This window comes from Pseudomonas sp. JAI115 (assembly GCF_014200835.1).
GTDB lineage: Bacteria > Pseudomonadota > Gammaproteobacteria > Pseudomonadales > Pseudomonadaceae > Aquipseudomonas > Aquipseudomonas putida_A.
Map to the genome: position 1 here is coordinate 148,392 of NZ_JACHCY010000012.1, position 9,708 is coordinate 158,099.

The 9,708-nt window shown below is 56.9% G+C and carries 7 protein-coding genes; 5 read left to right on the top strand and 2 right to left on the bottom strand.

Going from position 1 to position 9,708, the window contains the following annotated elements; all coding sequences use genetic code 11:
- Positions 1-26: 26 nt before the first annotated feature.
- A complete protein-coding gene (locus tag HDC30_RS22725) occupies positions 27-1,385 on the bottom strand; it encodes a glutamine synthetase family protein (protein ID WP_027611935.1) in 1,359 nt (452 codons plus the stop codon).
- 161 nt (positions 1,386-1,546) lie between these two features.
- On the opposite strand from HDC30_RS22725, the gene HDC30_RS22730 reads away from it, so the two are divergent.
- The 5 genes from HDC30_RS22730 to HDC30_RS22750 all read left to right on the top strand — a co-directional run bounded on the left by HDC30_RS22730 (position 1,547) and on the right by HDC30_RS22750 (position 7,130).
- Positions 1,547-2,443 (top strand): helix-turn-helix domain-containing protein, encoded by an 897-nt coding sequence (locus HDC30_RS22730; protein WP_183785049.1) that lies wholly within the window; start codon positions 1,547-1,549, stop codon positions 2,441-2,443.
- 95 nt (positions 2,444-2,538) lie between these two features.
- Entirely contained in the window at positions 2,539-3,048 is a 510-nt protein-coding gene (locus HDC30_RS22735; protein WP_096796042.1) for a sigma-70 family RNA polymerase sigma factor, read from the top strand.
- On the top strand, positions 3,048-4,010 hold the full coding sequence (locus tag HDC30_RS22740; RefSeq protein WP_183785050.1) for a FecR domain-containing protein: 963 nt from the start codon (positions 3,048-3,050) through the stop codon (positions 4,008-4,010). Before HDC30_RS22735 ends, HDC30_RS22740 begins: the two co-directional genes overlap by 1 nt.
- Positions 4,011-4,077: 67 nt before the next feature.
- Entirely contained in the window at positions 4,078-6,480 is a 2,403-nt protein-coding gene (locus tag HDC30_RS22745; RefSeq protein ID WP_183785051.1) for a TonB-dependent receptor, read from the top strand.
- Positions 6,481-6,614: 134 nt separating this feature from the next.
- Positions 6,615-7,130: a cupin domain-containing protein gene (locus HDC30_RS22750; RefSeq protein WP_183785052.1), complete on the top strand. Its 516-nt coding sequence runs from the start codon at positions 6,615-6,617 to the stop codon at positions 7,128-7,130.
- Between the two features lie 181 nt (positions 7,131-7,311).
- Here HDC30_RS22750 and HDC30_RS22755 read toward each other — a convergent pair whose 3' ends face one another.
- Positions 7,312-9,453, bottom strand: a complete 2,142-nt coding sequence (locus HDC30_RS22755; RefSeq protein ID WP_183785053.1) for a hypothetical protein — start codon at positions 9,451-9,453, stop codon at positions 7,312-7,314.
- Between the last annotated feature and the right edge of the window lie 255 nt (positions 9,454-9,708).

Below are 9,708 nucleotides of genomic sequence, written 5' to 3' on the forward strand. Positions count from 1 at the left end.
AAGGTGAAGGGGCTTTGTGGGATGGATCAGACGCTCAGCAGCAGAAACTCGCGCTCCCAGGAGCTGATCACGCGCTTGAAGTTTTCATGCTCGGCGCGTTTGACCGCGACGTAGCCGCGCACGAATTTGTTGCCCAGGTATCGGGCAACGGTGTCGCACTCTTCCATTTGCGTCAGCGCGTCTTCGATGGTGATCGGCAGGCGCAGGTTGCGGCGTTCGTAGGCGCGGCCTTCGACGGCGGCACTCGGTTCGATGCCTTCGACCATGCCGATGTAGCCACACAGCAGGCTCGCGGCGATCGCCAGATACGGGTTGGCATCGGCGCCCGGCAGGCGGTTTTCCACGCGCATGGATTCCGGCCCGGAGGTCGGCACACGCAGGCCGACGGTGCGGTTTTCTTCGCCCCACTCGACGTTGACCGGTGCCGAAGTGTCCGGCAGGAAGCGGCGGAACGAGTTCACGTTGGGCGCGAACATCGGCAGCACTTTCGGGATGTACTTCTGCAAGCCGCCGATGTGATGGCGGAACAGCTCGCTCATTGTGCCGTCGGCATTGGCGAAGATCGGCTTGCCGGTGGCGATCTCCACGACGCTCTGGTGCAGGTGCATGGCGCTGCCGGGTTCGTCACCAATCGGCTTGGCCATGAACGTGGCAGTGACGTTGTGCTTGAGCGCCGCTTCGCGCAGGGTGCGTTTGAACACGGTGATCTGGTCGGCCAGATCCAGTGCGTCGCCGTGACGGAAGTTGATTTCCATCTGCGCCGGGCCGTCTTCATGGATCAGCGTGTCCAGATCCAGACCTTGCAGCTCGCACCAGTCGTAGACGTCTTCGAACAGCGGGTCGAATTCGTTGGCGGCATCGATCGAGAACGATTGCCGCCCGCTTTCAGCCCGGCCCGAACGGCCCAGCGGCGCCTTGAGTGGCAGGTCCGGGTCTTCGCAGCGCTGGGTCAGGTAGAACTCCATTTCCGGCGCCACGATCGGCTTCCAGCCCTTGTCGGTGTACAGCTGCAGGACTTTCTTCAGCACGTTGCGCGGCGACAGTTCGATCGGGTTGCCGAACTTGTCGAAGGTGTCGTGGATGACGATGGCGGTCGGCTCGATCGCCCATGGAATCACATACACGGCGTCGCTCACCGGTTTGCAGACCATGTCGATGTCGGCCGGGTCGAGCAGGTCGTAGTAGATGTCGTCGTCGACAAAATCCCCGGTTACCGTTTGCAGCAGCACACTTTCCGGCAGGCGCATGCCTCGCTCATGCAGGAACTTGTTGGTCGGTGCGATCTTGCCGCGGGCGATGCCGGTCAGGTCGCTGACCACACATTCAACTTCGGTAATCTTGTGATCTTTCAGCCACGTGAACAGCTGATCGAAAGGGGCATTCATAAAGACCTCGTTATTGGTTTTATAGACGCCGGGGAGGGCGGGTTTCATCTTCCGCCCCTTCCCCTGTGGCGCGTTGACGACTATCTTGGGCGTGCCTTGCCGTTCCATCTATCCACTTTAAGCAGCACCAAAGCGCACCAAAAGAGTGCGCAAGGTCTCCCATGACAACGTGTAATCCGCTACAGGTTCAGGCTTTCAATACCGCTGATGTCAGCGAACAGATCCGCGCCACGCCGGGTTGGGTCCAGCATTACCAGCAGATGTCTCCCGGGCATTTCGCCGGGCAGATTCGCTATCTGGACCTGGAGGGTGTGCAGGTCTACGAAGAACAGATGAACACTCGCGTCGAGCAGACGTTCAGCGCGCCATCGGGGGCCTTGGCCTTCTGTTTCGATCGCAGCGATAACGCGCTGTATCTGCTCAACGAAGACAGCCGCAACATCTGGATCACCCCGGAGAACTACCAGGAAATTGCCGTGGTGTTCGGCCCGGAATTCGTCCGTCAGCACGGTCTGGATGTGGCGAGACTCGAAGGATTGTTCATGGCGCCGCTTAACTGCGGGCAGAACGCCTTGTTCAGTCGCTGGTTAAGCTCAACTCTCACGAAGTTGTCGCAAGCTGTTGATCCGTTTGATAAAGATTCACTGACTCAGCAGTTACTCGAAGACTGCCTGTTCATCCTCGACAACGCACACACCCGTCTTGATCGCGGCGGATTACAGCGGCGTAGCGAAGAACGGATGATCATGAAGCGAGTAGGGGAGTGGGCGGCAGATTCGCCGGAAGACACCGTCAATCTGCTCGAACTGTCGAGGGTTGCAGGGGTGCCGTTGCGGCAATTGCAGCAGGCGTTCAAGGCCTACACCGGGATGACACCGAGTCACTGGTTGCGCCTGCGCCGGCTGAACAGTGCACACCGCGAATTGCTCAAGCGCCGGCCCACGGAAACCACCGTGGCTGAGGTGGCGATGCGCTGGTCGTTCTGGCATCTGGGGCGGTTTTCCAGCAGTTATCGGGCGCTGTTCAAAGAGCTGCCGAGCGAGACGCTGAAACGCTAGAGATTGCAGTAACGGGCAAAAATATCTTTGTGTCCCAAGCGAAGTTAAATAGAATCAGTCTCATTTGAATCTAACTTCGCGCAGGGTCTCTTGAGATGATTGAAGCCGCCACGCCATCTGAGCAGAGCCTGCACGCGCTGTACCGCGATCACCGAGGCTGGCTGGAAACCTGGCTGCGTCGACGCATGGGCAATGCGTGGGATGCGGCGGATCTGAGCCAGGACACCTTCATGCGCGTGCTGTGCAGCGCCCAACCGATTGCCGACATGCGTGAGCCTCGTGCTTATCTGCTGACCGTGGGTAAGCGTCTACTGAGCAACTTCTACACCCGCCGCAGTCTGGAAAAAGCCTACCTCGAAGCCCTCGCGCAACTGCCGGACGAGTGCGTGCCGTCGCCCGAGCAGCGTTGGCTGCTGCTGGAAACCCTGCAAGCACTGGATGAGTTGCTTGATGGTTTGCCGCGAGCAGTGCGCCGGGCGTTTTTGTGGAGTCAGCTTGAAGGCCTCGGTTACCGCGAAATCGCCGAGCGCTTGCAGGTGTCCGAGCGCACCGTCAAACGTTACATGGCACAGGCCTACGAGCATTGTCTGCTGGTGGATCTTTGATGCGCGTTGCCCCTAGTGATGAAGCCCGCGAGGTCGCCCGCGCCGCCGCGCAATGGCTGGCGTTGATTGAGTCCGGCGAAGCGGGCGCTGACGATCATGCGCAATTGCAGGCCTGGCGTAACAGCGATAGCCGGCATGAACACGCGTGGCAGAAAATCCAGCGCTTGCGCGAACGGTTTTCCGCTCTGCCTTCTGCGCTGGCCATGGCTACGCTGGATCGTCCGGACGCTGCGCGTCGGGCCGCGCTGAAACGCGCGCTCGGCATCGCGGCACTGGTGCCGGCGGCCTGGCTGCTCAGTCGGCAACTGCCGTTGGACGTCTGGCGCGCTGATTTGCAGACGGGCACCGGTGAACGCAAAAAATTGCCGCTCGCCGATGGCAGTTCGTTGCAGCTCAATACCGACAGTGCCGTCAATGTGGATCTTGCTGCCGGTCAGCTGACGCTGGTGCGGGGAGAGATGGCCGTTGATGTACCAGGCAACTCAGCCCTGATCATCAATGTGCCGTACGGGCGGATCATCGTCAGTCACAGTGAGATTTGCGTGCGTCTCAATGAGCGTGACTGCAATGTGTCGGTGGTCAGTGGCTCGGTGCAGTTGCAACCGTCAAGCGGGCCGGCGCTGATCCTCGATCAGGGCCAGCAGATCAGGCTGCTGGCTTCTGGCGCGGGTTCTGTCCGGGTGTTTGATGTCTCGATGCCGAGCTGGCGCGACGGTGTACTGATGGCGCAGAACCAGCCGCTGGGGGATTTTCTGCGCGAATTGAGCCGTTACCGCCCAGGCGTTTTGCGCTGGGACCCGGAGCTGGAGGCGTTGCGCATCACCGGCAGTTTTCGCCTGGATAACACCGATCAAGTGCTCTCGCTGTTGGCGGCCAGCCTGCCGATCGACGTGCAGAAACGCACGCGCTTTTGGGTCTCTGTCGTTCCGCGAAAACCCTCTCAGTCTAAAAAAACAGCCTGATACCTGTCCCTTTTTTTCGCCTCGCTGGTCATTCCAGGCAAGTGAATCCAATCGAGAGCTTGTTCCTATGCCTGCAGTATTTCCAGGTCGTGTACGCCCGTTGTTGCAGTTGAGCCTTTTGTTGAGCCTGAGTGCCAGCCCTGTATTGATCCCCAGCAGTTGGGCGGAAAGCGCCGACCGCCGCGCTTATCAGGTGCCGGCCGGCAGCCTGGGTGCTGCGCTGACCCGTTTTGCCGGACTGGCCGGGGTCAATCTGTCGGTAGATCCTGCCCTGGTCAGCGGGCGGAACAGCAATGGTTTGTCGGGTGAGTTCGGCGTGGAGGAGGGCTTTACCCGGTTGTTGCTGGGCTCCGGTCTACAGCTGCAACCGGCGGGCGAACGTGCTTACACAGTCATTCCGGCGCCAGACGGCGGTAGTCAGGAACTGGCACCTACTTCGATTCTTGGATCGACGGGTAGCACGGATTCCGAGGTCTTTGCCGGTGGCCAGGTGGCGCGCCGAGGCTCGCAAGGACTGCTGGGTTCCAGGGATTTCATGGACACCCCGTTCAGCATGACCACCTACACCAGCGAAACGGTGAAAAACCAGCAGGCCCGCACTCTGGGCGATCTGATCGCTAGCGATCCCTCGGTGCGTGCGACCAACCCGGCAGGCGGCCGTTATGAGCAATTCACCATCCGCGGTTTCAGCCTGTTCAACAGTGATGTTTCCTACAGCGGGCTCTACGGGGTTCTGCCCACTTACACGATCGACATGGAAATGGCCGAGCGCGTCGACATCCTCAAGGGCCCGAGCCAACTGATCAACGGGATTTCGCCGCGGGGCAGTGTAGGAGGGGGGATCAACGTGGTGCCCAAGCGCGCCGGCGATCAGCCGAATACATCGCTGACGGCCAGTTACGCCTCGAACAATCAGCTCGGCGGCGCCGTCGACATCGGCCGTCGCTTTGGTGAGGACAACCAGTTCGGCCTGCGTTTCAACGGCGTCAAACAATCGGGTGATACCGAATGGGATCACCAGAGCGTTGATCGCGACATGGCCGTGCTGGGCCTGGATTTTCGCGGTGAGCGCCTGCGGCTTTCCACCGATATCGGTCACACCGAGCGCGATACCGATGCACCGCAAGAACGTGTGCAGGTCGGTGCAAACGCGAAAGTTCCTGATGCTGATGATGTGCGCGACAACTACGCGCAACCCTGGAGCCAGGCGCGAACCAAAGATACGTTTGGCACGCTCAATGGCGAGTTCGACGTCAGCGATTCGGTCATGTTGTATGGCGGCGTCGGCGCCCGTAAAAGTAACCACGATTTCCTTCGGCATGCGGTGTCGGTGACCAACGACGTCGGCGACTTCAGTGTTCAACCGCGGGATTTCACCCGTGACGAAAATGTCCGGACCGCCACGGCGGGTGTACGCAACTGGTTCCATACCGGTTCAGTCAGCCACGAGGTCAATCTGGCGGCCAGCTACTTCTACATGGATTTCGAAAATGGTGGCGCGCGGTATGCAGCAGGGCGCAGCAATCTGTATGACCCGGTGGAAACCGCAAAGCCGCGCACGCCAACACGCTACGACGCCAGGGTCTACACGGAAAACCGCTTCAGCGGCGTCGCACTGTCCGATACGCTGGGGTTCTTCGATGATCGCCTGTTGCTGACCCTTGGCGCTCGCTGGCAAAGGGTTCAAGTCGACGACTGGAGCGATGATGTGAAGGGTGACACAGCCTATGACGAAGAAAAACTCTCGCCATCGGGCGGCATTCTGTTCAAGGCGACGGACAAGTTGTCGCTCTACGCCAACTACATGGAAGGCCTCAGCCAAGGGAAAATTGCGCCATCGACGTCGATCAACGAGGATGAAATCTTCCCGCCTTTTATCAGCCGACAAGTCGAAGTCGGGGCCAAATATGACGCGGATTCGTATGCGCTTACAGCGTCTGTGTTCCGGATCAAGCAGCCTGCTTATGAAACCAACGCCTCGACACGAGTCTTCGGCCCGAACGGCAAACGACAGAACGATGGTGTGGAATTGAGTGTGTTCGGCGAGCCGTTCAAAGGGTTCCGATTGCTCGGCGGCGTGATGTACATCGACAGCGAACTGACCCAGACCACCCATGGAACCTTTGACGGCAACCGCGCGCCCGCGACACCCAAATACAACGTCAATCTCGGCGCAGAGTGGGATGTACCCAATATGCAGGGGCTGACGCTGACAGGCCGTGGAATCTATTCGAGTTCGCAGTATCTGGATCAGTCCAACCAGAAGGAAATCGACTCATGGGAGCGATTCGACGTGGGGACGCGCTACGCCTTTAAACTGGACGACAAGGCCATCACCGTACGCGCCAATGTCGAAAACGTATTGGATAAACGCTATTGGAGTTCGGCAGGCGCATCAGATGACAGCGAACCCGGTTTGACGCTTTCGACGCCGAGGACTTATCTGTTATCGGCAACGGTGGATTTCTGAATTGCTTTCTTGAATAAAAGGGTCGCTTAAAAGGAGGGTAAAATCTTCTAAATTCAGCGATCTACTGTTAACTACACTAAATAGCCGTTTAGTAGAGCTATCGTAAAATAAGCCGCCATCCACCGGAGCAGACCATGTCTCAACGCACAGTAAACGCACAGGCCTTGATTCAGGCGCTGGATCTGCAATCTCACGTGGAAGGCGGTTATTTTCGCAGAACCTATCAGGCCGATCATAGAGAGATGCTCGATACCGTCGGTGGCCCACGGTACCTGATGACCTCGATTTACTACCTGTTGACCGAGCAATCACCAGTGGGCCAGTTTCATTTCAATCATTCCGACATTGTGCATTTTTTCCATCTGGGCGATCCCATCGAGTACAGCATGATCCATGCTGACGGCTCGCTGGAAACGCTGGTAATGGGCAACGACATTCTGGCGGCACAGCATCTGCAAATGCACGTGCCTGGCGGAATCTGGAAAGCTTCGCGACTGCTCGAGGGAGAACATGGATTTGGCTTGATCAGCGAGGCCGTGTCGCCGGGATTTGATTTTGCGGATATGGAGATGGGTGATCGACGCAAACTGATTGCGCAATTTCCACAGCACCGGATGCTGATTGAAAAACTGACGCGGGATGCTGATTGAAGGTCGCCAATTGCAGGCAAGGCCGAGGTTTTGAAAAGAGGACTCAGGGTAAAACTCTGGATTGAAATCTGGCGTGCAACCGGGCTAACCCTGAAACATCTTGTTACGTGTAATGTATATTATGTTAAACCATGTGTCTGGATGGAACTGTTATGAAAGCCCTGCCTGAGCTCACCCCCCCCTAACGAATGCTTTGAACATCGCTGCTACCTAATTGAAGTGCAGCACGTTCCATAAGCGCTAAACGAATGCCTAGAACCTCATACATCAGATCTGACATCGTCCCACGAAGGCTAGCGGACAAATCGGACGCCACTGTTTCAGCCACTTCGTTTTCTAGCTCGTTTTGAAAACGACTGAACACACGACTGAGAGAACCTGCTACGTCGATAAGTACATCATCTGCAGAACCTTCTAACTTCGTCGCTATGCACTCCATACTGCGCCCGCATCGTTCCATCATGATGGTTACAAACTCAAGCTCTTTGGCGTTCATCTCACGCCCTGATTCTGCGCAAGCTGCCGACATAGCTCCGATGGCCTCCAAAGCCTCATCGTAGAGCCTTAAGTCTTCATCGATTATCGGAGAATACGGTACGCTATCTTTCCATTTGTCAGCGAAGGTAGCGTCGGGAAATAACGAAACTATGAAAGTCATGCCCATAGGAGCTAAGCGTCCATTGATTACCGCTCCGTAGCTAACGGTTACTTGAGGCGATAGTGCTGCTGCCACTGCGGAGAAAGACTCCTCCGTGGTTAACCAATCAAAAAGGGTCTCAACCTTCAAGAGAACAGCAAACTCAGCATCTGGCCATTGAGCACCACTGCTTTCAGGCTGACTACGCGAATACACTTCGACGTCCAACCCCTTGTCCGCCATAGCGAGCCGTATCTGTTCTCGGCGAGCGGATGTCAATGAATCAGCCCTTTGGAACGCATCTTCCGCAGCGCGACGTAGAACTGAGTGGCGACGACTCATGGTACGAAAACGGCTTGCAGACAGACCGCGTTGCTCCGGATTCATAGCAGCGTCGGCAAGTACAGCGCGTATCTGCCGAAGCGTATCGGCTATTTGAACCAACATTTCCAGCGGAGGCTCGTTAGTCATGCGCCATAACTCTGGGCGGTGTAATAACTCTGCGTCGCGCACCAGGCTAGCTGTCCGGGCAGCCATAAGGTTCGGTTTTTCCGAAACACCGTCAGTGAGCTCAGTCATCAGCCGCTGCAGACCTGTAACAAAGTCATGAAGTTTGTCACTTTCACTCAAGTTACCTACCGATAGAGATCCAGTGAGCGATTCATTGATACTCGGAGGTTGAATGAACGTGGTGAGCCAGTCCCGAATCTGTAGAAGCATTTTCCACTTCGCTCCCGGAGTTTCCATCCGACAGTAGAAATCCCCCGCCTCCCTCAGCTTGACTCCAAGCTCATTGACAGCGACGGCTAAGTCCGTTGTTCGCTGGGTTTCGGTCGGCGCAGCAACCAAACGATTGATCGCTCGAATTTCAGCCTGATTCCAGGCAATACGTGCCGGAGCAATCACTGCATGCCGCGGCATACGTTTGGAGTTCTGAGAGTGCTCACCATATCCAACGGGACTGCCGTCGCTGAAAATCGCGTCTGCGATGAGGAGCTCGGCATCAGGTATCACAGCGCTCATGGCCGTGCAAAGGCGTACGACCTCCTCGTTCAGATCTGGCTGAACCTCTGGATGAACGAAACGGACGTACCCAGTCACACTGAGCATGCCGTCGGACTCTCCGATTTCAGGGCGAGTTACCCAAGGCCTCTCATTGTACAAACGACTAATAAGAGCGGTTGTACCCCCGGACATATCGACTACGGTCCGCGCAGCATCTAAATCTACTTCTCTTAGCGTGATGAGAAGAGTTAGAAGATCTTCCAGGGGCGCTTCAGACAAGTCACCACTTGGAAGACACCTGATAGACGGCGGTGATTTGCAACCGGCAATTGGCAACAGCGTAGCCGCGAGCTCAGCTGTCTCACTAACACTTAGTTGGGTCGGCCAAGCGTCTTTTGCCATCTCGATCAATATTTTACGAAGATCGGCGACATCAACTTTCGAGAAGGAGGCGTGCGCTATCTTCGGTTTGGCAAACATCGGTTCATCGCCGAAATCCACACTCGCAAGAGTAAACATAAAAGTGAACCCGCTTAAGCGGTCATCAATATCTGCTGAGCGAGAGATTTCCAGCCATTTTTCTGCAACTCGATCCGCACTTGCGAGACCGAGTCCATGAAGAACAGGGGGCCAGCACTGCCCTTCTTCTGACTTTAGTCGAGCAACGAGACCTCCCAACATCGCTGCTTCCTCTTCAGGCCATTGTCGCAAGACTCTGACGATGAAAGGCGCAAACGTATCGCTCGCAAGGGTCTCAGCAGCCGCTGTAACTGCCCGACTGCGAGCTTCACCAAGAAGATCTCGGATGGCTCCGTCCAGATATGTCGAACGAATCTCGTGCGTAAGCGTCTGGCCAAGTCACCTTCAAAACTCCAGCATTAAGGGCGATGGTGTCCGCGTATTTTTAAGCGGACGCGATCGCCCTTAATCGCCAGG

What these genes read in the sequence shown, in the direction of transcription:
- HDC30_RS22725 (WP_027611935.1), bottom strand. Translation starts at nt 1,385, where the DNA reads ATGAATGCCCCTTTCGATCAGCTGTTCACGTGGCTGAAAGATCACAAG.
- HDC30_RS22730 (WP_183785049.1), top strand. Translation starts at nt 1,547, where the DNA reads ATGACAACGTGTAATCCGCTACAGGTTCAGGCTTTCAATACCGCTGAT.
- HDC30_RS22735 (WP_096796042.1), top strand. Translation starts at nt 2,539, where the DNA reads ATGATTGAAGCCGCCACGCCATCTGAGCAGAGCCTGCACGCGCTGTAC.
- HDC30_RS22740 (WP_183785050.1), top strand. Translation starts at nt 3,048, where the DNA reads ATGCGCGTTGCCCCTAGTGATGAAGCCCGCGAGGTCGCCCGCGCCGCC.
- HDC30_RS22745 (WP_183785051.1), top strand. Translation starts at nt 4,078, where the DNA reads ATGCCTGCAGTATTTCCAGGTCGTGTACGCCCGTTGTTGCAGTTGAGC.
- HDC30_RS22750 (WP_183785052.1), top strand. Translation starts at nt 6,615, where the DNA reads ATGTCTCAACGCACAGTAAACGCACAGGCCTTGATTCAGGCGCTGGAT.
- HDC30_RS22755 (WP_183785053.1), bottom strand. Translation starts at nt 9,453, where the DNA reads ATGTTGGGAGGTCTCGTTGCTCGACTAAAGTCAGAAGAAGGGCAGTGC.